General features: G+C 33.6%; 26 protein-coding genes. 6 read left to right on the top strand and 20 right to left on the bottom strand.

All coding sequences use genetic code 11. The features are described from left to right. Positions 1-212 precede the first annotated feature (212 nt). The 16 genes from atpG to LG651_RS03605 form a co-directional block, all read right to left on the bottom strand. Positions 213-1073, bottom strand: a complete 861-nt coding sequence (atpG, locus tag LG651_RS03680; protein ID WP_226694795.1) for an ATP synthase F1 subunit gamma — start codon at positions 1071-1073, stop codon at positions 213-215. 29 nt (positions 1074-1102) lie between these two features. Next, positions 1103-1447 carry a four helix bundle protein gene (locus tag LG651_RS03675; RefSeq protein WP_044625626.1) on the bottom strand — a complete coding sequence of 115 codons (345 nt, stop codon included), beginning with the start codon at positions 1445-1447 and terminating at the stop codon, positions 1103-1105. Between the two features lie 23 nt (positions 1448-1470). After that, positions 1471-3048 carry a F0F1 ATP synthase subunit alpha gene (gene atpA, locus LG651_RS03670; RefSeq protein WP_226694794.1) on the bottom strand — a complete coding sequence of 526 codons (1578 nt, stop codon included), beginning with the start codon at positions 3046-3048 and terminating at the stop codon, positions 1471-1473. 43 nt (positions 3049-3091) lie between these two features. Next, the gene (atpH, locus tag LG651_RS03665; RefSeq protein ID WP_226694793.1) at positions 3092-3628 is read right to left on the bottom strand and encodes an ATP synthase F1 subunit delta; all 537 of its coding nucleotides are present in this window, start codon (positions 3626-3628) and stop codon (positions 3092-3094) included. Positions 3629-3634: 6 nt separating this feature from the next. Then, on the bottom strand, positions 3635-4135 hold the full coding sequence (locus tag LG651_RS03660) for a F0F1 ATP synthase subunit B (protein ID WP_226694792.1): 501 nt from the start codon (positions 4133-4135) through the stop codon (positions 3635-3637). 104 nt (positions 4136-4239) lie between these two features. Beyond that, complete coding sequence (gene atpE / locus LG651_RS03655) at positions 4240-4428, bottom strand: ATP synthase F0 subunit C (protein ID WP_004569351.1); 189 nt, start codon at positions 4426-4428, stop codon at positions 4240-4242. Between the two features lie 40 nt (positions 4429-4468). Then, entirely contained in the window at positions 4469-5590 is a 1122-nt protein-coding gene (gene atpB / locus LG651_RS03650; protein ID WP_262905081.1) for a F0F1 ATP synthase subunit A, read from the bottom strand. 140 nt (positions 5591-5730) lie between these two features. Continuing rightward, positions 5731-6102, bottom strand: a complete 372-nt coding sequence (locus LG651_RS03645) for a DUF6168 family protein (RefSeq protein WP_226694791.1) — start codon at positions 6100-6102, stop codon at positions 5731-5733. A gap of 2 nt (positions 6103-6104) precedes the next feature. Continuing rightward, positions 6105-6332, bottom strand: a complete 228-nt coding sequence (locus LG651_RS03640) for an AtpZ/AtpI family protein (protein ID WP_317197707.1) — start codon at positions 6330-6332, stop codon at positions 6105-6107. Next, positions 6304-6711: a bactofilin family protein gene (locus LG651_RS03635; RefSeq protein ID WP_226694789.1), complete on the bottom strand. Its 408-nt coding sequence runs from the start codon at positions 6709-6711 to the stop codon at positions 6304-6306. The genes LG651_RS03640 and LG651_RS03635 overlap by 29 nt, the downstream gene beginning before the upstream one ends. A 13-nt stretch (positions 6712-6724) precedes the next feature. After that, positions 6725-9316, bottom strand: coding sequence for a type IX secretion system periplasmic lipoprotein PorW/SprE (porW, locus tag LG651_RS03630; protein ID WP_226694788.1), 2592 nt, complete (start codon positions 9314-9316; stop codon positions 6725-6727). A 115-nt stretch (positions 9317-9431) separates the two neighbouring features. Beyond that, positions 9432-10127 carry an ABC transporter ATP-binding protein gene (locus LG651_RS03625; protein WP_226694787.1) on the bottom strand — a complete coding sequence of 232 codons (696 nt, stop codon included), beginning with the start codon at positions 10125-10127 and terminating at the stop codon, positions 9432-9434. Between the two features lie 12 nt (positions 10128-10139). Then, entirely contained in the window at positions 10140-11618 is a 1479-nt protein-coding gene (locus LG651_RS03620) for a DUF5687 family protein (RefSeq protein WP_226694786.1), read from the bottom strand. 3 nt (positions 11619-11621) lie between these two features. Further along, positions 11622-12026 (bottom strand): DUF2059 domain-containing protein, encoded by a 405-nt coding sequence (locus LG651_RS03615; RefSeq protein WP_226694785.1) that lies wholly within the window; start codon positions 12024-12026, stop codon positions 11622-11624. 61 nt (positions 12027-12087) lie between these two features. After that, positions 12088-12780, bottom strand: coding sequence for a hypothetical protein (locus tag LG651_RS03610; RefSeq protein ID WP_226694784.1), 693 nt, complete (start codon positions 12778-12780; stop codon positions 12088-12090). 9 nt (positions 12781-12789) lie between these two features. Then, positions 12790-13119, bottom strand: coding sequence for a PadR family transcriptional regulator (locus LG651_RS03605; protein ID WP_226694783.1), 330 nt, complete (start codon positions 13117-13119; stop codon positions 12790-12792). Between the two features lie 110 nt (positions 13120-13229). On the opposite strand from LG651_RS03605, the gene LG651_RS03600 reads away from it, so the two are divergent. Further along, positions 13230-14288 carry a ferredoxin--NADP reductase gene (locus LG651_RS03600; RefSeq protein WP_226694782.1) on the top strand — a complete coding sequence of 353 codons (1059 nt, stop codon included), beginning with the start codon at positions 13230-13232 and terminating at the stop codon, positions 14286-14288. A 91-nt stretch (positions 14289-14379) separates the two neighbouring features. Here LG651_RS03600 and LG651_RS03595 read toward each other — a convergent pair whose 3' ends face one another. Next, positions 14380-15399 carry a glycosyltransferase family 9 protein gene (locus LG651_RS03595; protein WP_226694781.1) on the bottom strand — a complete coding sequence of 340 codons (1020 nt, stop codon included), beginning with the start codon at positions 15397-15399 and terminating at the stop codon, positions 14380-14382. Between the two features lie 96 nt (positions 15400-15495). Then, entirely contained in the window at positions 15496-16101 is a 606-nt protein-coding gene (locus LG651_RS03590) for a DUF4254 domain-containing protein (protein WP_226694780.1), read from the bottom strand. Positions 16102-16232: 131 nt separating this feature from the next. Here LG651_RS03590 and upp point away from each other — a divergent pair, with 131 nt between their 5' ends. Further along, the gene (gene upp, locus LG651_RS03585) at positions 16233-16892 is read left to right on the top strand and encodes a uracil phosphoribosyltransferase (protein ID WP_226694779.1); all 660 of its coding nucleotides are present in this window, start codon (positions 16233-16235) and stop codon (positions 16890-16892) included. On the opposite strand, the gene LG651_RS03580 is transcribed toward upp, so the two are convergent. After that, complete coding sequence (locus LG651_RS03580; protein ID WP_226694778.1) at positions 16881-17804, bottom strand: DUF6427 family protein; 924 nt, start codon at positions 17802-17804, stop codon at positions 16881-16883. The genes upp and LG651_RS03580 overlap by 12 nt on opposite strands. A gap of 68 nt (positions 17805-17872) precedes the next feature. Here LG651_RS03580 and LG651_RS03575 point away from each other — a divergent pair, with 68 nt between their 5' ends. Further along, positions 17873-18100, top strand: coding sequence for a DUF6341 family protein (locus tag LG651_RS03575; protein ID WP_226694777.1), 228 nt, complete (start codon positions 17873-17875; stop codon positions 18098-18100). Here LG651_RS03575 and purD read toward each other — a convergent pair. Beyond that, positions 18095-19369, bottom strand: coding sequence for a phosphoribosylamine--glycine ligase (gene purD, locus LG651_RS03570; protein WP_226694776.1), 1275 nt, complete (start codon positions 19367-19369; stop codon positions 18095-18097). The two genes, LG651_RS03575 and purD, sit on opposite strands and share 6 nt — an antisense overlap. Positions 19370-19454: 85 nt before the next feature. Between purD and LG651_RS03565 the strand changes: the two genes are divergently transcribed. From LG651_RS03565 to LG651_RS15790, 3 genes are read left to right on the top strand one after another with little or no spacing between them, the layout of a single operon-like run. After that, positions 19455-20774, top strand: coding sequence for a phenylacetate--CoA ligase family protein (locus LG651_RS03565; protein WP_226695008.1), 1320 nt, complete (start codon positions 19455-19457; stop codon positions 20772-20774). Next, positions 20771-21865: a non-hydrolyzing UDP-N-acetylglucosamine 2-epimerase gene (gene wecB, locus LG651_RS03560; protein ID WP_226694775.1), complete on the top strand. Its 1095-nt coding sequence runs from the start codon at positions 20771-20773 to the stop codon at positions 21863-21865. Before LG651_RS03565 ends, wecB begins: the two co-directional genes overlap by 4 nt. Next, complete coding sequence (locus LG651_RS15790) at positions 21865-23028, top strand: glycosyltransferase family 4 protein (protein WP_226694774.1); 1164 nt, start codon at positions 21865-21867, stop codon at positions 23026-23028. The genes wecB and LG651_RS15790 overlap by 1 nt, the downstream gene beginning before the upstream one ends.

Below are 23028 nucleotides of genomic sequence, written 5' to 3'. Positions count from 1 at the left end.
TAAATATAACGTTTACAAAATGGATGCCATAAAAAAAGCCTCATTTAATAGGATGAGGCTTTTCTAGTTTGTTTAGTTTTATTTGCTTTAGCACTAAAACTAATATTGTTTATTGTTCACGGCTTCCGCCTTTTTATAATTTAACTCGCTTTTGGCTCGTTTAATTATTCAACGCTTCCGCCTTTTTATAATTTAACTCGCTTTTGGCTCGTTTAATTATTCAACGCTTCCGCACCACCAACAATTTCTAAAATTTCGTTTGTAATAGCAGCTTGACGTGCTTTGTTGTACGTTAATTTAAGCTGATCTCTTAACTCTTTAGCGTTATCGGTTGCTTTATGCATCGCTGTCATACGTGCACCGTGCTCTGATGCAAACGAATCGCGAATACCTTTGTACAACTGAATTTTTAATGACTTTGGAATTAACTGCTCAACGATTTCTACCTTCGATGGTTCGAAAATATAATCGGCATTTACGTTAGCTTCAGCTTCTACAGGAATTAACGGTAAAAACTGCTCGGTCATTACAATTTGAGTTGCAGCGTTTTTAAACTTGTTATAAACTATTTCAATTTTATCGAAATCGCCAGCAACAAACTTATCCATTAGGCCTTGCGCAATTGCAGCTACGTTTTCAAAAGTTAAATCATCAAAAACATCACTATTATTTGCAATAACCTTATTGCTTTTCTTAAAGGCATCGTTCGCTTTTTTACCAATAGCAATATAAGATACTTCTTGGTTGGCGTAAGTTTCGTTTGTAAGCTTGTTAACTTCTTTTATAATGTTAGAGTTAAAAGCACCTGCTAAACCTCTGTTTGAAGTAATTGCAACAATTAAAACCTTTTTTACCTCACGTTGCGTTGCAAAAACACTACCAGCATCGTCGTTTAACGTTGCACTTAACGTTTGTAAAAGCTCGGTAAGTTTATCTGCATACGGACGCATAGCAGTAATGGCATCTTGCGCCTTCTTTAACTTTGCAGCCGATACCATTTTCATGGCACTGGTAATCTGCATGGTTGAAGACACCGATGATATTCTACTACGTATTTCTTTTAGATTTGCCATATTTCAAATTATGAATTATGAATTACTGATTATGAATTTTTTATAATTGAAACTAAAAGCTTAATTAATGTTTCACAATCTTCCCTTAAACTTGAAGGAACATTAAAAATTTTTGTTTCTTCTATAACGTCCAACCAAAAGGATGTTTCGTCAGCTTCTTTAAGAGCAATTCCTAATTTATTTTTAAAATCTTTTTTACTAACACCTCTTTGTGACTCTCTCACATTAGCACCAATACTAGTGCCAGACTTTAGTAATTGATTTGCTATTTCAAAATAACGTTTTTCTTTTAGTTTTTCAGCATAAATTACAATATCACAAGCAAAGTAAAAACTTCTATCAACAATAGCATTACCACTTGCCTTGTAACTCATAATTCTGAATTCCTAATTCAAAATTATTTATATTTCGCCGATAATTCTTTTGCTACCGCTACTAAAGTATCGGTCGCTTCGTCAGTTAATTTACCAGATTTTAAAGTATCTAAAACACCACGGTGTTTAGCGTTTAAGAACTCAATATAATTCGCTTCAAATTCTTTTACTTTATCAACTGGTACGTCTTTTAATAAGTTTTTAGATCCTGCATAAATAATTGCAATTTGATCTTCAACTGTAAATGGATCGTTTTGTGCTTGCTTTAAGATTTCAACGTTACGTTTACCTTTTTCAATTACGTTTAAAGTAGCCGCATCTAAATCTGAACCAAACTTCGCGAAAGCTTCTAACTCACGGAACTGTGCTTGGTCTAATTTTAAAGTACCAGATACTTTTTTCATTGATTTTATTTGCGCATTACCACCAACACGAGATACCGAAATACCTACGTTAATTGCTGGACGAACACCAGAGTTAAATAAATCTGACTCTAAGAATATTTGTCCGTCGGTAATAGAAATTACGTTTGTTGGAATATAAGCCGAAACGTCTCCCGCTTGCGTTTCAATAATTGGTAACGCTGTTAACGAACCACCACCTTTTACTATTGGTTTAAGGCTTTCAGGTAAATCGTTCATTTCTTTAGCGATATTGTCGTCGTTAATTACTTTCGCCGAACGCTCTAATAAACGCGAGTGTAAGTAGAAAACGTCACCTGGATACGCCTCACGTCCTGGTGGACGACGTAATAATAAAGACACCTCACGGTATGCTACTGCTTGCTTCGATAAATCATCATAAATAATTAAAGCAGGACGACCAGTATCTCTAAAATACTCACCAATTGCAGCACCCGCCATTGGAGCGTATACTTGCATTGGAGCAGGATCTGATGCGTTTGCAGCAACAATAGTTGTATAGGCTAAAGCACCTTTATCTTCTAAAGTTTTAGCAATGTTTGCTACCGTTGAAGCTTTTTGCCCAACAGCAACATATATACAATATACTGGCTCACCAGCATCGTAAAATTCTTTTTGATTTAAGATGGTATCGATACAAACTGTAGTTTTACCAGTTTGACGGTCACCAATAACAAGCTCACGTTGTCCGCGACCAACAGGAATCATAGCGTCGATAGACTTAATACCAGTTTGTAATGGCTCGGTTACAGGCTCACGATAAATAACACCAGGTGCCTTACGCTCTAATGGCATTTGGTACGTTTCGCCAGCGATAGGTCCTTTACCATCAATTGGGTTACCTAGAGTATCAACCACACGACCAACAATGCCTTCACCTACATTAATAGAAGCAATTACACCTTTTCTCTTTACTGTAGAACCTTCTTTTACACCTTTTGAAGCACCTAATAATACAATACCTACATTATCCTCTTCAAGGTTAAGTACGATACCTTCTAAGCCGCCTTCAAATTCTACTAACTCACCGTATTGTGCGTTCGATAATCCGTAAGCACGTACAATACCATCACCTACAGTTAATACAGTTCCTACCTCATCTAACGAAGCACTTGCTTCGAAACCTGATAGTTGTTGTTTTAAGATTGCTGATATTTCAGCTGGTTTTACTTCTGCCATCTTTATTAAATTTTGAATTCAGAATACTGAATTCTGAATTATTTTAATTTATTGTAAATTCTTGTTTTAGTTTATTTAGTTGGTTTGCCACACTTGCGTTGTATTGTACATCGCCAATGCGTAAAATAAAACCGCCTAAAATAGTTTCGTCAATAACGTTTTTAATTTCAACTGTTTTACCAGTAAGTTCTTTAGCTTTTGCTAGAACTTTTTGCTCAATCGCTGGTGTAATCGCTACAGCAGTAGTTACTGTTGCCAATTCAATACCTTTTGAAGCATCAAAAAGTTGATTAAATTTTACAGCAACATGATTTAAAATATCAATTCGGTTATTGCTTATTAATGTGTTTATTAAACTTAAAGTTGATTTGTCTGTACCTTTAAAAACTTCGTTTAAAACCGACTTTTTAACGGTTGAAGTAATTACTGGACTTTGAAGCATATCACTTAAGTCTTTGCTTTCTGCTATGGTGTTTGCAATTAGCTTCATATCATTGTTTACAACCTCGGTTGTATTTTGATCTGCTGCTAAACTAAACACGGCTTTAGCGTAACGTATGGCTGCTCTTGCTCCAGACATGTTGTATTAGTTTAATTGTTTATCTTCTAACATTGACTCAACTAATTGTAATTGTTTGTCTTTATTAGATAATTCTGTACGTACTACTTTCTCTGCAATTTCTAAAGAAATACCAGCTACTTGACTTTTCAGTTCTGCCATAGCCGCATTTTTTTCGCTCTCGATAGATGCCTGTGCTTGTGCAATTAACTTATTAGCTTGTTCTTGAGCTTCAGTTTTAGCATCCTCAATCATTTTGTCTTTAAGCTCGCGCGCTTCTTTAAGCATTGTTTCGCGTTCTGCTCTTGCTTCTTTTAACAATCTGTCGTTATCTGCCTGAAGATTTTGCATTTCTAACTTTGCATTTTCAGCAGATTCTAATGCATTTTTAATACCATCTTCGCGATCTTGTAAAGAATTTAAAATAGGTTTCCATGCAAATTTACGCATCAATACTATTAAGATTAATAATATTATGGCTTGCATGAAAAACAAACCTGGTGAAAAATCGTTTAATAACTGATCCATGGTTTTTTATTAAATGGGTTATTTATTGTTTAATTGTTTTAAAAACCAGAACCTGGAACCAACCGTTACAGGTATTCTGGTTTTTTGTTTTTAATACGGAAATATTATTTTCCTAAGATTAATGCACCGAAAGCTAAACCTTCTAATAATGCACCGATGATGATCATCGCAGTTTGGATTTTTCCAGCTGCTTCAGGTTGACGAGCAATACCTTCCATTGCTTTACCACCAATTTGACCTAAACCGATACCTCCACCGATTACGATTAATCCTGCTCCAATTAAATTGTACATACTAATTGATTTTAAATATATTAATTAAACAAATTTATATTTAGTGATGTTCGTGTTCTTCAACAGCCATCCCTATAAATAACGATGATAACATCGTAAAAATAAACGCTTGTAAAAAGGCTACCAATATTTCGATAACCGATATAAACAATGCTAACACCAACGACATGCCTGTAGACACAGTTGGACCAAAGGCTTCTTTCATGGTAATCATTAAAGCAATTAAACTCATTACCACAAAGTGACCAGCCGTCATGTTTGCGAATAAACGCACTAACAAAGAGAATGGTTTAATTAAAACAAAACCAACCAACTCAATTACTGCTAAAACAGGACGTAAAATTACCGGAACACCTGGCATCCATAATGTATGCGCCCAAAAATCTTTACTACCACTAAACATATAAATTAACATGGTAAAAATAGCCAAACATACTGTTACCGCTATTTGCCCTGTTACGTTAAACCCTAGTGGTGTTAATCCTAATAAATTTAATATCCAAATAAAGAAAAACACGGTTAATAAAAAGCCCATGAATTTTCTATATTTCTTTTCCCCAATATTTGGCTTTGCAATTTCGTCTCGGACATAAATTACTAATGGCTCTAAAACACGACCTATTCCCGTTGGAATTGTTTTTCCGTTTTTATAACCTCTAGCTAATGCTCCAAAACCTAAAATCATTAAAAGTGCCGCTAACAACATACCAAAAACACTTTTGGTAATAGAAAAATCTAAAACCCTGTGAGCGTTTATAGCATGGTGATGATCATCGAATTCTACTTCGTGTGCACCAGCTTCTAATTCGTAAATTTTACTGTGAATTTTAGTTAAGTGTACACCATCTTTTTCTACAACAACGTGTCCAGCATCATCGTGATGAAACTCTGAAGACATAAACGTTCTTAACCCTTCGCTGGTCCAAACAATTACAGGCAACGGAAAACTAACATGCGAACCAGTTGCATTATCTGTATAAAAATGAAAATCGTGAGAATCTTTTAAGTGGTGTTCAATATACCCTTTAATTTCTTCTGGAGTATCAATTTGGTTTCCTTCAGCGTGATGGTTTTCTTGGTCGCCTCCATTAGCAAATACTGCAAATGAAGCTGTTAATGTGAACAATACGACTAAAAACTTGATAGATTGTTTTGCTATCATAATTTCTTTTCTAAATAATAACATTTAGGCTTTGTAAAATTTTGTGCAAATGTAAACAATAATTTAAAAAACCAAGCCCTTTTTTTGTTTAGTTTTATTTAACACTTCATTATTGTATTTATTTTGCTTAAGCACCTAGTTTATTTGCTGTTAAGAAGACGCGCTACAGCGATAGCTTCAATTATTAAAAATAAAAATAAAGGAACCACTAGAGCTACCGATTCTACTTTAAGTAAACTTTCTTTAGCAAACACCGACTCTTGAAAAATTAAAACAAAGGCTCCAATTTTAAAAAACATTAGCATTAAATAGGCGTAACCAGCCTGATTTGGTAGTTTTTCGGCCGTAATTTCAACACACAAATACACTAAAAACGCGGCAATAGCATGAAATACATAAACTTGCCATAATTTAAATGAAAGTGCTGTTGAAATAATATAATCGTGCAAAAAGTAAGATGAAAACAATGCGCTAACCACAACTAGCGCATAAAGAAGAATACGTTTAATCAAATTTAATCGTTTTTATTGGTAATGTTTAAAACCTGCCTAATTACAACGTACATCGCTAAAAAAACAGCTAAAAGTGTTGCAATTTTATAATATAGCTGATTGGTGTTATTAAATTTAACATCGAGCCATTCCCCAAGTAAGCTACCTAAATAAATGGTTACACCCATTTGTAGTGCCATGGTTGTAAACCTAATGTATTTATTAAACTGCTTTTGCGGCTTTTCCGTCACCTTTTCCAACTTGTTTTACCGCCCCTTGCATACTACAAGACACATTAAAAGTCGCACCTGGTTCTACAGCCAGTTTTCCTGCCACAACTTCGCCTTCTACTTTAGCAGAAGCTTTTAATGTTAACGTACCCGATAGTGTTAATTTACCCGAAAATTCCCCTTCAAAATAAGCATCAGTACCGTTTAAAGTACCTGTTATCACACCGGTTTTACCTAAAACTATTTTGCCTTTTGTGTTTACATTACCCTCAATAGTGCCATCAATTCTAAAATCGCCTTCACTATTAATATCGCCAACCAACTTAGTGCCTTTAGCAATAATATTTTGGCTTGAGCTTGTATCTGCCATGTGTCGTTCTTTTTTATTATCTGAAAACATAACCTGTTAGGTTTTAATTGTTGTTTAGGTTTAAATATACATTTAAATATTTATGCACTTGTATTATTTGATAATTAGTTGACGAAACCGCAAAAAATGGTTCTTTTATTTTTTCTTGATCTTCGTCGGTAAATAACTGCGTAAAGGTTTTTGCCACGGTTTCCGATTTTATACCATGCACCACAACAAACGTTGTTTCTGTATCGTAAACATCTACAGATGCTGTTAAATCGTAATACCTAACATGCTCTAAAACCTCATCTAAAGCTGTTTTAAATGCTGTTAATTTTTCTGGGTTATTACTATTAAATTGATATACTACCTTATAATTATCGTTTGTATCATCAGTACCAGTTGCAATAAAATTAGCATTTGCGAGTTGCGGTAAAACATTAGTTTCGATATGCTGCGCTTGTTTACCTTCGGGTGTATTAGCATAAGTTAATGCCACATTATTTATCGCTTCTTTATACGCGTCGTAACCATATAATCTCCCCATGGCCGTAGCCTTTAACAATGCAAATTTTGGCACAAGCACATCGCCTTCGTAATCGTTTATAAAGGCTTCGCTTGCTTTAATAACATCGACATATTCCTGGTTTTCATGTTTAACAAAAAGAGTTGCGTAAATATTATCCGGACTGTTTTCATCTTTTTCGGATACCGCATCTGGATTGGTTAATATTTTTGCGTAACGCGAATCTGGAAAACTCGAAATAATATCTACTTTTAATTTTGCAGCTTCACTTTCTTCTCCTAACAATTCATACAACTTATAAAGGTTATATTTTGAAGGTAAAACAAAACGCTCTTCCGGTTGGCTATCTAATAAATTTAAAAATCTATTTTTCGATAATTCGTATTCCTTAAATCGTTCTTTATAAATTAAACCAAGTTGATAGTAAGCAAAATTTCTATCTTTTTTAATACTATCTATTTCTTTTTCGGTTGAAGGAATTTGAGATAAATAAAACTCAGGATTGTAACGCTCATCTTGGGTTGCTAAAGCTTCAACATTGTTTTCTGCTATATTTGAAACCTCTGAAATACTGGATGTTTTTGTGGACCATCGCCAATTATCTTCCAACGGACGATTACCCCAAACTTTTACAAACTCATTTTTACCATAAGCCAATGTTGTTGGATTATAAAAGTAAAATAAAGCCGCTTGCCCTTGCTGAAAATTAACTGGCGGCCCAAAACCTGTACGTGGCGCATTTGAATTTTTAATTCCTAAATTATTATTAGCCTTATTGGTTTCTGCTTCAGCTTGTGCTTCTGCTAGTTCTTGTTCGGCTTCATCCTTAATCTTTAAATCTTCAATATAACGCTCAAAATAAGACAAGCGTAATGCTTCCGGCAGACTTATTAAGGTTAAAATACTGTCGTTAGCCTTGGCAATAGCTTCATATTGAATAACATCGTCTAAATTATCGCGTTTACGCTTCATAACCCGATAAGGTTTCGAGTTAAGCTTTTGATTTAGCATAGTGCTATCGTAATATTTACCTGCTTCGGCATAAATAGTTTCATCAAAATTCATATCGCCTAAAATCTCGTAAGTTTTGGCTTTTAAAACTTTGTCAATGGAATTAGCTCGTAAAGATTTATTATAATAAACTACGGCTAAAGAATCTTTATTATTTTTTAAATGAAAGGTGCCAATTTGATGATAAATTTTATCTAAAAACGGGCGATTTTCACGGTTTTCTTCAAGCTTAGTAAGTAATTCTTGAGCTTCAAGTTTATTTCCATTTTCGTAATCGAAATTCTTTATTTTTTCTAAATAAGCCGAAATTAAATAGATTCTAGGAATACGACGGTTAAGCTCTATAACTCGATCGAAAGCATAATTTGCACTGTCTTTATACCCTAAAGTATTGTACAATTGCCCTTGTATAAAACGATATCGCCCACGCTCGTCGCTACTTTTTGTGGCATTTGAAGCGACTTCCAACAAAGTAATCGCGGTATCGACAACCTTAATATTTAAATAGGCTTGAGCTAAAATTGATGTAGCATCGGCTAAGTCTTGACCTTCTATTTCCTCCTGCTTTAAAAGACGTTTTAAATTTTTAATAGCCAACTCGTTATTATCTAAACGAATATTGGTTTTTTCGCGCCAAACTTTAGCCTGATTAATTTTATCACTTGCCGGATATTTATAAAGAATATAGTTGAAAGCCTCTAACGCCGGAATAAAACGTTGATCGAAATAACGCGCTTTACCTAAAAGCAGATAAGCTTCATCTATTTGCGGATTTTTTTCTTTTCCGCCAATATTCATGCTGTGTTTTTGTATGGCTTTTACCGCTTTTTCTTCGGCACGCGTAAATTGCTCGTTTTTTGATTGCCCTGGAAGTACAATTTCATCGAAAACCTGCATACGCTCGATAGGTAAAACTTCCCAATAATTATCGAAATAAGCATCATTTAGTGCTTCTCTACCTTCAGTAAAAGCAATTTGCCCATTGTAAAGTATATTATATTCGGCAGTAACCGCATGAAAATTTCTGCTTAAAAATTTATCTTTTTTTCTGGAACAACTAGCCACAAAAAAAACGATACTAAAAACGAATAAGTATTTTAACGATTTACTAAACAAGGTTAATATTTTACCATAATAATAACTTTAAAGGCTTGCCATTATTATATTTCATCGTAAAAATAAGCATCTTTTTGAATTTAGCTAGATAAAGCCATTACTTTTAAACGAAATTCTAGTTAGCAAAATGCGCTTCCAATTCTTTTAATGTGGCCTCGCTTGTTTCTAAATCTTTTACAATTTCTCCTTTCTCTAATACTACAATGCGCTCGCAAACATCGGTAACATGCAATAAATCGTGGCTTGAAATTAACACGGTAACGCCTTTTGTTTCGGCCAAATCTTTCACAATAGCTTTTAACCTAATTTGCGTTGTGGGATCGAGGTTTGCAAAAGGTTCATCTAAAATTACAACCTCAGGATTTCCAATTAAAGCAGCGACAATTCCTGCTTTTTTTTGGTTTCCTTTGCTTAAATCGCGTAAGTATTTTTTTTGCCCTAATATTTCACCGTGGAAAAAATCTTCAAATTGATTTACTAAAGCATCAACATCGGCTTTATTTTGATTGCGTAATTCGCCAATAAAATAGAAATATTCTTCGGGTGTTAAGTAACCAATTAAAAAGCTTTCATCTATAAATGCCGAAGTAAATGGCTTCCAGTTTTCGCTTTCGTTAACCTTAACTTCATTGTTTATAATATGACCTGTAGTTGGTTTTATTAAATCTAACAACAAACTAAAATAGGTGGTTTTACCAGCACCATTATTACCAACTAACCCAAAACTTTGTCCTTTCGGGATTTCTAAAGTTTCAATATTTAAAACTTGTTTTCCGGCGTATTTTTTTGATAAATTAATAGTAGATATCATTCTTTAAATGTATTAGTTGTCTTGATCGAAAGCATCAATCATTTTATACTTCGATTGTAAATATTTGGTTGTAATGGCTTTCATGAATTGCTTATGAAACACTACACCTATAATGCCTAAAACAGCAATTATTACACAGGCAACCTCGAAACCTATTGTAAAAAAAGCTAGAGAAAATATACCCATTGGCAGCAACAATAACGGGATGCCAATTAACCATTGCACCGCACCAGTACCTTGATAATTAAAGGCGGCTTTTTGCGATAAATCTATTTTTTTGCGGTTAAACGAACCGCCCAATAAAATAACATGTGTATTAACGCCAACATTATAAATGGCAGCGGCAAAATGTGCTACTAAAATTTTCCAACCAAAAAACACATACGGAATACCAAGTAAAAACAAAACACCTACGCTAATTGCCATTAAGGTTAATTTAGACTTTAAATATTGCTCGTATTTTAAATTCTGACTCATTAATAGTTTGTAATATGCACTGTCCCAAGCCGGAATGAATTGCCCGAAATTAATTAAGAAAATACCTGTTGAAAATATTCCAACGAAAACATAAATACCTTCAAAGTTTTTAAACTGTGGATTCGGATAAAAAACCAAGCCATAAAGCAAACCCATGGCCAGCATCCAAACTGATGATTTTGTACGCTTATTTCGCCAAATAAGTTTTAAATCAAGTTTTAAAAATGGAGCGATGTCTCCAAAATTTTTAGTCCATTCTAAGTTTGAAGCCTTAACTTCTTTAACTTTTGTTTTTAGTCCACTATCTAAGAAAAGTTTTTGCTTTAATAGTTTCGCATTGTAAATGTATAACCCAACCAAAACCAACAAAGGCGCTAGAACATAAATAGGGTTTTCGTAAACCGCATTAAAACCAGCACCAACAATGGTATTAAAAGACACTATGTTAAAATGGTTTAAAGCATACAAACCACCTGTTAAAAGTATAACTGGTAAAAAAGAAAATTCGGTTTCGGCCGAAAAACTTTCAATAATAAAATTTAAAAAATTTATTATTAAAGTGGTTAAAACAACCGCAAGCATCCAGCTTAAAACCGAAGCGACAGGATAATTTTTAACTAACAATGTTATTCCAAAAGGAACAATGGCGAATAAAGGCAAAAAGTTAAAAAACGATACTGCCGATTTTCGCAGAACATAATTAACCACCTTACTGCGCTTTACAGGTAAGATTAATAATGGTTTTACCACCATAACAGGTAGTTTTTGAAAGAAAAACCGAAATACTAAATCGATTAAAATCCAGTAAAAAAGAACATTATTTAAAATATAAATAGGTTCTTGGTCTGGAAATTCCTTTTTTAAACCCGGATAAAGCACCAAGCCAGCTCCCAAAAACATAACAATAAAATACAAGGCGAATAAACCCATAAATATTTTAATACCTATGGATTTACCAAAGCTAGCAGATCGGTAAAGCGATTTCCATTCTAGTTTTAAAAACTGGCTAACCATGCATTACATGTGTTTTTGAGCAATACCTTGCACCTCAATACCCCAAGATTGACCTAGCATCATGGCTTGTTGGGTTAATCCTAATTGTTTTTCGGCTAATTTTTTACCTAAATCGGTGTTGTAAAAAGCAACTAATTCTTTAATCTCGTCTTGTGTGAATTCTTTCATGTATAATTCGGCCATTTTATCATAAAGTCCATCTAAAGTCCCTAGAGCTTCTTGCCTATAGGCTTCTTTTTTGGCATCGGGCACCATGGCTCCTATTTGGCTAATGGCATTTTCGAAAGCAGCACCGGCTCCTGTAATTTTTATAAATTCAATGGTTTCAGTTTTAAAAGCATCATCTTGAGCTTGCATTTGGGTAGTTAATCCTAAAACGAATAAACAAAGTAGTAGTAATTTTTTCATGTAAATTGAGTGATTTAATAATTGATAATTATTTGTATGAAATTTAGTTAAAATGTTACAACTAAATAAATTTAAACTGTGGGAATTGTTTTTGTGCTTGTACACGTAATTTGGGGGTTACAATATTTACACCAACATATAAAATTAATATATAAAGCACCGTTCCAATTGAAAATATAATTTGATACCGTAAAGACCATGGATTATTAAAATTCAATAAATCAGGTACATACAACATAAAATTGATACAATGTACCAAACCACCCAACTCGAAGGTTATCCTCTGAAAAAGCCAATCTTTTCCTGTTAATTGCTTAATTTTTTTTCGTTTTTTTCGTTCAAAAATTAAATACCACATTTGATAAACAAACAAAAAAACAAATAATGGAATAACGATATAGTTTTTATTTTCAACTACTGTTAAAAGTTTAAACAAAGCCCAAAAACTAAATAAGGTTAGTATGATTTTTGGCAGTTTAAAATATTGTTTGGTGTATTTATAAACTTGTTTACGGTAGTGCTTAGACAGTGCATTATATTTCTGCTCTACCACATCGGAAAAACCATAAATACCAAATTTTTTAAATTCAATTCTAAGGGCGTCTTCAAATTTTACTTCTGGATTTTCTTCCCATTGGGCTTCTATGCCATTCGCCAAATGATCTACAAGCTCAGTTTGTACATCGTAAAACTCAACGTAATGTTTAGCTGTAAATGTGTAGAGCTCTTGTATTTGTTGTTCAGTTATTTTCATTAAATAAAGTTAGGCTAGCTTGCCTATTAAACTCTGCATGGTTTGTAAATAATTCTGCAATTCTTCAAGCTTATTTTCCGTTTCTTTGGTGCCGCTTTCGGTAAGTTTATAGTATTTACGTAGTCTGTTATCTACTTTTACCATCTCAACATCCAACAATCCATCGGCTTCTAATTTGTGTAACGATGGGTAAAGCGCTCCTTCTGTAATATTTAATTCACCTTTAGTGAGTTCCTTAACCTTCTGTGTAATTTCGTATCCATACATTTTATCATGCTCATTTAAAAGCTTCAAAATGATTGTAGTTATACTTCCTTTGTACAATTTAGAGTTCGGCATAAATCAAATATACAGAAAAATACTATACCTAAGAATTTTAGGTATTAATTTTTTTAGAAAAACAGGATAAACAAATTAGGCTTCCTTATTTTTGCTAAAAATTTATTTTCATGGCGTCATTTTACAACCTATCTATAAAAAATATAACTCGATTAACAGACAAAGCTGTTAGCATCACTTTTAATTTACCAGAAAACTTAAAAGATACTTTTAGCTACAAAGCTGGTCAATACATTACTTTAAAAACCGACATAAATGGTGAAGAAGTTAGAAGAGATTATTCGCTTTGCGATGCTCCTACTAGCGGAAATATTATCGTAGCAGTAAAAGAAGTTGAAAACGGCACATTCTCAGTTTTTGCAAACAATACACTTCAAGCTGGAGATACTTTAGAGGTTGGTACGCCAAATGGTCGTTTTACATTTACACCTAAAGACAATAAAACAAAAAACATCGCCCTTTTTGCTGCAGGAAGCGGTATTACGCCAATTTTAGGCATTATTAAATGTGCTTTAACAGAAGAAGTAAATAGTAAAATCGTTTTGGTTTATGGTAACAAAACCACAAAAGACACGATGTTTTTAAACCAACTATTAGAGTTGCAAAACCAATATAGCGAACGCTTTTCTATTCAGTTTGTATTTAGCCAACAAGACGAAACCGATGCTGTTTTTGGTAGAATTGAAAAAAGTACCATAAACTACGTTGTTAAAAATAAATACAAGCACATCGAGCCAAATGCCTATTACATTTGTGGGCCAGAAGGTATGATACATACGGTAAAAGATGTTTTAACGGAACATGGTGTTTCTGAAGATTTAATACATTTTGAATTGTTTAAAGCTTCAAAAGCTGAGGCTGAAGCAGCAAGCGCTCCTGTGACTAGCGGTAAAACACAAATTACGGTTACAGTTGATGATGAAACAACAAGCTTTGAAATGGATGCGAAACAAACTATTCTTGAAGCAGCGCTTGACGAAGATTTAGATGCTCCTTACTCCTGCCAAGGCGGTATTTGTAGCAGTTGTTTGGCTCGTGTTACCGAAGGTGAAGCTACCATGAGACAAAACAATATTTTAACTGAAAACGAAGTGGCTGAAGGCTTAATTTTAACTTGTCAAGCTCATCCAACTAGTGCAACTATTACTGTTGATTTTGATGATGTTTAAACCCCATTTGATTTGTTATTCCCGCGAAAGCGGGAATCTTATGTTAAATAGAGAATAGCTTCTATTAAAAAAATTCCCATTTTAATGGAAATTATAAAATTAACTCTTTTATTTTCTTTACAATAGCTTCCGGAGAAACACTTCCTGCCGCATTTTTATAACCTTCAGGATGTTTATTGCCGTAAATTGAAGTTGGTATTAACGGGTATTTAGTTCTGTCTGCTACCAAAGCAAAGTCTTCTGGCTGATTAAATGGTGCAAACCCAGCATACGGATGCGTTACACCCCAAATAGTTACCACTTTTACGCCTAACATGGCTGCAATGTGTGCGTTTCCAGAATCCATAGAAAGCATAACGTCCAGATTCGAAATTACATCAAGCTCTTCGTTTAAGCTTAGTTTGCCCGCAACGTTTTGTACATTTTCATGAGCTTCAGAAATGTTATTTAACACCTCTATTTCTTGTTTGCCGCCACCAAATAAATAGATTTTATGCTGTTTAGATAGAGTTTCAATAACTTCCTTCATTAAACTTAAAGGATACATTTTGCCTTCATGTGCAGCAAAAGGTGCAATACCAATACGTTTACTTTTTAAATCACCTAAAAGCGCTTCACATTTATTATTTAAAATGGCATTTTTAGGAAAAGTTGGATTGCTTAAATCTATAGGAAACCCTAAACTTTTGAAAACATCGGCATAACGCTGATGTGTTGTTTTTAAAGGCTTAAAAACAACACCCGATATCAAAGCTTTTTTTTCGTTTCTCCCTTTATCTATTTGGTAAAAAGGCTTTCCAGATAAAAAAAACTTTAAAATTTTGCTGCGTAATACATTATGCAAATCAGCTACAGCATCTACACCTAAAGTTTTTATTTCTTTAGAGAGTTTATAAAGCCCTAAAATGCCTTTATGCTTTCCTTTTACATCGGCAGTAAGTACTTGAACATTTTGTAAATCTCTAAAGAAAGGCGCAAAAAAAGCCCGAGTTAAAATAGTAATTTTAAGCTCGGGATATTGTTTTATTAATGCTCGCAACACAGGCACCGTCATAGCCACATCGCCCATTGCAGATAAGCGAATAACGAGTATGTGTTTTGAATTTGGCATTAAGATTTAAATTGAGATCCTGAATCGACACTCGGAACGAGCTTGTCGTGAGCACAGTCGAAAGGCTCAGTGTAACATTTCAGAAAATCGAATATTTTACTTCTGAGAGCGTAACACTGGGTTTAACTCGTCGTCGTTGTACATTTTCATTTGTTTGTAAACTTTCATGTACTTATCTCCGTTTTCAATATCGGTTAAAAGCGTATCGATTGCTGTAGATAAATCTACACGTTGCTCTAACAAAATATCCAGTTTTCGCTGGCAAGCTTCACGATGAGAATCTGTGGCGTCTTCACGTGTAGCTTCCTCATTCATATGGTATATTTTTAATGCTAAAATTGATAACCTATCAACTCCCCAAGCCGGACTTTCGGTATTTATTGTAGCGTTTTCTTTAGGAGAAACATTTTTATATTTCTCAAGAAAATAGCTATCAATATACTCAACCATATCTGTTCTATCTTGGTTTGACGCATCAATTTGGCGCTTCAATGTTAAGGCAGCCACAGGATCTATTTGCGGATCGCGAATAATATCTTCGTAATGCCATTGCACGGTATCAATCCAACATTTTCTGTATAATAAATGTTCTATTAAATTGCTTTTATCGTAAGGGTTTTCAAAAGGCTGATCTACGGTATTAATAATATGGTATTTTTCAATAACGTCTTGAAATATTTTGTTGGCTTTTTCTATAAACATGTTCAAAAAATTTAATGTGCAAAACTACGTAATTTAAATAATATGGCACTATTTATACAATTACAAGTTTTAAATCAGCTCTTTTTAATTTAAATTATACTTAACTTTACCTTTAAAACAACTTACTTAAAATGCATATTCATAACATTTCAACAGAAAACTCTATTTTAAACCATTTTATTGCAGAAATTCGTGATAAAAACATTCAAAAAGATAGCATGCGGTTTAGACGAAACATAGAGCGTATTGGCGAAATTTTATGTTATGAAATGAGCAAAACCTTAAGTTTTAAAGCCGTTTCGGTTGAAACCCCATTAGGAATAAACAACACTTTTTTACCAGAAACCGATGTTGTGTTGTGCTCTATTTTACGCGCTGGTGTACCTCTACATAATGGTTTATTAAATTATTTCGATAATGCTGAAAACGCTTTTATTTCTGCTTATCGCCATCATAAACAAAACCCTGAAACCTTTGAAATTGTTGTAGAATATTTAGCTTGCCCAAGCTTAGAAGGAAAAACTCTTATTCTAGCCGATCCTATGCTTGCCACCGGACAATCGATGCTAGCTACTTTTGAAGCATTAAAACCATTTGGAACACCTAAAGAAGTACATTTAATAAGTGTTATTGGCGCACAAGAAGGTGTTGATTTTGTAAACAAAAATTTTGATGACAACACACATTTGTGGATTGCAGCCGTAGACAAAAACCTCAATGATAAAGGCTATATTATACCAGGTTTAGGTGATGCTGGAGATTTAGCTTTTGGCGAAAAGTTACAGCATTAAAAGTATAAAAGGCGCAAAGATTAAGATCCCTAAAAAAATTTCTTTAAACCATTTTTCGTGAATAACTTCAATGTAATTGGTTATAATAATTGCTAAGGGTGCGAATAGGAATAAAAACTCGCTTCCGTTTTTATTAGGTACAATAATAACCAGTAAAAAGGCAATTATAGCTGCAAAAATAATGGTAGTAAACGATGCGCGAAACGCTTTTTTCTTCTTTTTTATATTTTTTAAATAAAACAAAGAGGACCATGCACCAAACGAAAAAAGTAGTGTAATTGCAATAATATAACTTAAAGAATTGTATATACTAAAATCGAAACTTACCGAAAACGATTGATCGATAAACTGAAAGTAATTATCATAAAAAATAATTGATATAACAATAGACAAAACGAAAACCGTTAAAATACCTAGAAAAGGAATAATCCAATGCCTTAAATTACCATCTGAAAACAGTATAAGTGACAAAATAATAAGCGCAAAAAACAATACCGACCAAAAGTAAAAAAGTGCCGCAATGCCAATCCAAAAAGCAGCATCAAACAACTTCTCTTTTGTGTTTTTTGGCGTTCTTAAGCTTATTAATCGCCTTAATGCCAGCAAAATAAAAAGATTAGAAATTAACACATTAAAATGTTGCGTCGACTGTGTTATAAACAGTAAAAACAAACTAAACAGCAACATTTCGTAATTATCTTTTTGTGTTAAACTGTTTTTACTAACTATAAAATTAAGCAATAAAATAGATGCAAAAATAATAACAACAAAACCAGATAACTTAACAAAAAAAGTAAAATCTAAATCCTGATTTACAGCACCTAATTTACCTATTAATAATGCTAATAAGGCAATGAAAAAAACAATAATAAAATTTATTGATTTAGATTTTTTAAAAAAACTTGTTATCATTAACTGTTTTTGTATTTTTGCTATGTAAATATACTAACAATTACGAGTTAGAAAACACAAATTACATTATGAAAGATTTCTTTTACGCTATACAAGACTTGTTTGTAAATGTTCTTTTTGCACCTATGGATGCATTAAAAAAATTAGAACTAGAAAACTGGTGGGCAGCCAATACTATTTCTTGGATTTTCATCATTATTTGTATGGCCGCTATAGTTTACTGGTTAAAACAATTACAGATATTTAATAAAACCGAAGCTGAAGACAAAAGCGTTTCTTCGCACTCGTTTTTATAAATCGAATCCAATATCTTTACGATAATTCATCTTATCAAAATGTAGTTTTTCTATACTTTGGTAAGATTTTTTTATGGCCTCTTGGTACGTTTCTCCGTACGATGTAATAGAAATTACACGTCCGCCAGAGGTTACAATTTTACCATCTTTTAACTGCGCACCTGCATGAAATGGAATAGATTCTGTTATGTTTTCTATACCTGTAATTTCTTTTCCTTTTTCGTAAGCTTCAGGGTAACCACCAGAAACAACCATAATAGTTGTAGCAGCACGCTCATCAATTTCAATGTTAATTTTGTCTAATGTTTGGTTTGCCATAGCATCTAACACTTCAACTAAATCGTTTTTAAGCCTTGGAAAAACCACCTCGGTTTCTGGATCGCCCATGCGCACGTTATATTCAATAACCTTAGGGTCGTCGTTTTCAACTTTAATTAAGCCAATAAACACAAAACCAACATACGGTAATTTATCCTTTGCAAAACCATTAATGGTTGGTTTAACAACACGTTCTTCAATTTTATTTAAAAATTCTGGAGTCGCAAAAGGCACTGGAGAAACAGCTCCCATACCACCTGTATTTAAACCCGTATCGCCTTCGCCAATACGTTTATAATCTTTTGCTGTTGGTAAAATTTTGTAGTTTTTCCCATCGGTAAGCACAAAACAACTAAGCTCGATACCATCTAAAAACTCTTCAATAACCACTTTTGCACTCGCGTCACCAAATTTAGCATCAACTAACATGCTTTTTAATTCAGCTTTAGCTTCATCTAAATCATTTAAAATCACCACGCCTTTACCAGCAGCTAATCCATCGGCTTTTAAAACGTAAGGTGGTTTTAAACTTTCTAAAAACGTATAACCAGCTTCAACATTATCTTTTGTAAAACTTTGGTAAGCAGCCGTCGGTATGCTGTGCCTTTCCATAAACTCTTTGGCAAACTCTTTACTACCTTCAAGTTCGGCAGCAACTTTTTGTGGCCCAATTACCGATACGTTTTTTAACGCATCATCGTTTAAAAAATAATCGTGAACACCTTTTACAAGCGGTGCTTCTGGCCCAACAACAACTAAGCTAATGTCTTCTTTTAACACTAATTCTTTAATCGCATCGAAGTCGGTTTCGCTAATATTTACATTGGTTGCAACTTCGGCAGTTCCCGAGTTTCCTGGTGCTACAAATAAATTATTACATTTATCGCTTTGCGCTATTTTCCAAGCAAATGTGTGCTCTCTTCCTCCAGAGCCAAGAATTAAAATGTTCATGAGTTTTGTTGTTTGCACAAAAATAAACTAATGCTTTAAATACACGAATTATTTTTAGTTACTTTACCTAATAATTTTGCTTACGTTGAATGTATTCGATTTTTCTTTAAAACTAAATGGCTTTCCTATAGCGAAAGCTAAACGCATTTTAAAAGACATTCAAAGTAAAAATGAAGTAGATTTTATCGCTTTCACGGAAGAGAAAAAACGTGACATAATAAAGTATCACTTAAATCATAATCCGTTCTACAAGTCCTTCGGAAAAAACATCGATTTAAACGATTGGAACAGTGTTCCTGTAATGACTAAAGCCGATTTACAACAACCGCTAGAACAACGTTTAAGCCAAGGGTTTACAACCAAAAATGTATACGTTAACAAAACTTCAGGTTCGTCCGGACACCCATTTATTTTTGCAAAAGATAAGTTTTGTCATGCTTTAACTTGGGCGGTTATTCAAAACCGATTTGGCTGGTACAACATCAATTTTAATAGCTCAAAACAAGCCCGTTTTTACGGTATTCCGTTAAATAAAGTTAGTTATTACAAAGAGCGTTTTAAAGATTTTTTGAGTCACCGTTATCGGTTTTCTGTTTTTAATTTAAGTGATGAAGCTTTTGAAACTACTTTGCAAAAATTCAAAACCACAACATTCCATTACATCAATGGTTACACCAGTGCCATTGTACAATTTGCTAAATTTTTAGAGAAAAAAAACATTGTTTTAAAATCGGTTTGCCCGAGTTTGAATGTATGTGTAGTAACGTCTGAAATGCTTTTTGAAACCGACAAAAAGCTACTGGAAACCCAATTAGGAATTCCTGTGGTGAACGAATATGGTGCTTCCGAACTCGATTTAATAGCTTTTCAGAACCCAAACGGCAACTGGCAACTTAATAGCGAAACTTTATTTATTGAAATTCTTGATGAACAAAACAATGTATTACCAAATGGCGAAGAAGGTCGTGTTGTAATTACCTCGCTTTACAACAAAGCACAGCCATTTATTCGCTACGACCTTGGTGATATTGGTGTATTAAGTAAAAAAAGCACCCTAAAAACCCCTATTTTAGAAAAACTTACCGGAAGAACAAACGATATTGTAATTTTGCCTAGCGGAAAAAAAGCAGCTGGTTTAACCTTTTATTACATTACCAAAAGCATTATTGAAAACGATGGCAAGGTTAAAGAATTTGTAATTGAACAGTTAAAACCCGATACTTTTAAAATTATTTATGTTGGAGATGAAACACTTTCCGAAAGCCAAAAACAAACCATAAATCGTAAAATTGAGCATTACCTTGAAAGCGGGTTGCACATTATTTACGAAAAACAAAATAAGTTAAACCGACAGAAAAGTGGTAAATTGAAACAGTTTTCGTCGTATTTAAACAAAACAAAATGAATATTACCATAGTTGCAGGTGCACGACCAAATTTTATGAAAATAGCTCCTATTATTGAAGCTATTAAACAAAAAAAAAGTGCAGGTTTTAATTTAAACTTCAGGTTAGTACACACTGGGCAACATTACGATAAAAATTTAAGTGGTACTTTTTTCGAAGAATTAAATATTCCGTTACCAGACATTAACCTTGAAGTAAAGAGCGGTACCCAAGCCGAACAAACGGCAGGTATTATGGTTGGTTTTGAAAAAGAACTTACCCAAAACCCATGCGATTTAGTGTTGGTTGTTGGCGATGTAACCTCAACAATGGCTTGTACTATAGTTGCAAAAAAAGCTGGAATTGATGTGGCTCATGTCGAGGCTGGAATTCGCTCGGGAGATATGCGAATGCCCGAAGAAATTAATCGTATTGTAACCGATAGTTTAACTGATTATTTTTTTACAACCTCAACCAGAGCCAACAAAAACTTATTAAACTTAGGCGTAAAACCAGAGCAAATTTTCTTTGTTGGTAACGTCATGATTGACACCCTTAGAAAAAACGAACATCGCCTAAAGCAACCCGAAGTGTGGCAAACTTTAAATCTAAAACCAAAAAACTATTTAGTAATTACATTACATCGCCCAAGTAATGTAGATGAAGAAAACCGGCTAAAATCATTAATCACACAAATAGTAACTTTAGGTAAAGATTTACCTATTATTTTTCCCGTGCACCCGCGTACTAAAAAATTATTAGAAGGCTTAAATTTAAACTTTAAAAATCTCCATTACACCAATCCGTTAGGGTATTTAGAGTTTAATTATTTAGTAAAATATGCCCTTGGTGTTTTAACCGACTCTGGCGGTATAACCGAAGAAACCACAGTTATGAATGTGCCGTGTATTACACTTCGTGAAAATACCGAACGCCCAGAAACCTGCGAAATTGGCACCAATATTTTAGTAGGAAGCGACAGCAAAAAAATTGAAGAAGCCTTTAAAAACTTATTGGCAAATAATTGGAAAGCAGGTAAAATTCCAGAATTATGGGACGGACAAGCCGCAGAAAGAATTGTTAATCATCTAGTTGAAATTTACCAATTATAGTGAAGGAGATTTTAATAATAACCAACTATTTTCCGCCCGAAACAGGAGCAGCATCGAACCGTATTTTTCATTTAGCCGAAGGTTTACAAGGGCAAAACTACAAGGTTTCGGTAATTACACCTTTACCCAATTACCCCAAAGGCAAAATTTTTGACGGTTACCGAGGCACTTTCAAAAAAACATCGGTCGAGAACAACATTACCATACACCGCTTATGGATTTACGCTAGCAACTCTAAAAACAAACTAAAACGCTTAATTGCCATGCTTTCTTATAGTTTTAGTTTAATTTGGTTTTTTATGTGGAACAAACTTCCGGAGAAAGTTATTGTGCAGTCTCCGCCGCTTTTAGTCGCCTTTACTTGTATGTTTTTTATAAGAAATAAGAAACGTAAACTTATTTTAAATGTAAGCGACTTATGGCCTATTGCGGGTTTAGAGCTTGGTGCATTTAAAAAGAATTTTAGTTACAAACTTTTAGAACGCATAGAACGCTTTAATTACAAAAAAGCCGATTTAATTTTAGGACAAAGTGAAGAAATTTTAACACACATAACATCACTTTTCCCTGAAAAAGATACTTTTTTATACCGAAATTTTCCAGATTTTAATCCGCCAATTCTAGAAGAACAAGCTGCCAAAAACAGAAAAATAAAAATGGTTTACGCTGGCTTACTTGGTATAGCACAAGGCATTTATAAACTTTGTACTGAGCTTGATTATAAGAATATACAGTTTCATATTTATGGTGCTGGCGCCGAAAAAGAAAAAATTGAAGACTTAGTTGCTAAAAACCCAGAACTCGATATTGCATATCATGGTGAAATTGCCCGTACAGAACTTCATGAGGCGCTTTTAAAATACGATTTAACCGTTATTCCGCTTTTAAATAGAATTTATGGCTCTGTACCTTCAAAAATATTTGAATACGGCAAATTAGGGCTTCCTATGCTTTATTTTGGTGGTGGTGAAGGCGAAAATATTATTGAAACTTATAAATTAGGTTGGGTAGTTCCTCCAACAAATTATAAAGCATTAAACCTTCAGCTTTCAAAAATTGAAATCAATAAATTAAACCATCAATTTAAGTCTCAAATACAAAAAACTGCTTTACAAAACTTTAATTTTGAAAAGCAGCTGATTGCTTTGATTGAAATTATATAG

Source organism: Neotamlana sargassicola, assembly GCF_020523965.1.
Classification (GTDB): domain Bacteria; phylum Bacteroidota; class Bacteroidia; order Flavobacteriales; family Flavobacteriaceae; genus Neotamlana; species Neotamlana sargassicola.
This window is presented reverse-complemented; position numbering and strand designations above follow the sequence as displayed.